This is a genomic window from Paenibacillus sp. 01T442, assembly GCF_056398345.1.
Window position 1 is genome coordinate 1 of sequence record NZ_JBFTPF010000194.1, and the last position, 1,436, is coordinate 1,436.

1 protein-coding gene is annotated in these 1,436 nt (G+C 43.5%); it reads left to right on the top strand.

Annotated features, from left to right (window positions below):
• Positions 1-20: 20 nt before the first annotated feature.
• Positions 21-1,436: penicillin-binding transpeptidase domain-containing protein (locus AC1DLM_RS35335; protein ID WP_477572618.1), on the top strand; the 1,416-nt coding region annotated here is incomplete at its 3' end.

Below are 1,436 nucleotides of genomic sequence, written 5' to 3' on the forward strand. Positions count from 1 at the left end.
CACTTAAGGGTATTCCGGGGATGCTAAGTTATGAAAAAGATGGTAAAGGTGTAGAACTTCCCGATGCCAAAGTTAACTTTAAACCTGCGGAAGATGGAAACAATGTTAGACTCACGATCGACAAAAACATACAGTTTTATTTAGAGAGCGCTTTAGCAAAAGTCAATGACAAATGGCATCCGAAAAGCCTGACAGCTATCGCGGTTGATCCGAAAACGATGGAAATTCTAGGGATGGCAAATACGCCGAACTTTAATCCGAATACGTACTGGAATTATGATCCGCAGAAAGATTTTAGAAATGGCGCCGTTTCTTCCCGATATGAACCTGGATCTACCTTTAAGTTAGTTACCCTAGCAGGAGCGGTGGAAGAGGGATTGTTTAATCCGACAGAAACCTATCAATCGGGTTCGATAAAAGTCTCAGACCGTATTCTCCATGACCATAATCTCGTCGGATGGGGGAAAATCACCTTCTTAGAGGGTCTGAAGAGGTCTAGTAACGTTGCTTTTGTAAAGCTAGGAATTGAGAAATTAACTCAGAATAAGCTGCGTGATTATATTAATAAGTTTGGTTTCGATCAAAAAACGAACATCGATATGCCTGGGGAAGTCTCAGGTCTAATTGACATGAAATATCCGTCTGAGTACGCTACAGCGACCTACGGACAAGGAAAAGTCGTTGTGACAGCCATCCAACAAACCGCAGCTTATGCAGCCATTGCGAATGGTGGTAAATTGATGTGGCCCCACATTGTGAAGGACATTCTTGATCCTAAAACTGGCAAAGTAATCACAGCGTATGAACCCCAAGTAATCAGACAAGTTGTGAGTCCGCAAACGGCAACGCAAGTGAGTGGTTATTTAGAGCAAGTCGTATCCGACCAAGAAGTAGGGACTGGTAAGCTTGCCTATATGGAGGATTATCGGATAGCAGCCAAKACGGGGACAGCGAATATCGTACTTCCTGGTGAAAAAACGTACTCATCCGATACTTKGGTAATCTCGTTTATTGGCTATGCGCCAGTAGAAGATCCACGGATTTTAATTACACTTATCGCAGATCAGCCTGATTTAGGTGGGAATTATCATTTAGGCGGTCAAGTCCTAGCGCCTGCGTTCAAAGAAATAGTGGGTGAGTCTTTGCAGTACATGGGTGTTGCCTCAAGTAAAAAGCCGAAAACGATCACTAAAGAAGCGAATCGTCTTAATGTACCGAATTTGTTAGATATTACATCGACAAGCGCTAAAGATACGGCCAAAGATATTGGCCTATCGCTTGAAGTGTTCGGTAAAGGTGAGAAAGTGGTTGATCAGTTCCCGAAAGCTGGCACTCAAATTCTATCAACGCAGCATATTTACGTTGCCATGCAGCCTGTCGAGGAAATGCCGCTTCCTAATCTAGTTGGCAGATCTCTGAGAGACGCTGTTGAGACA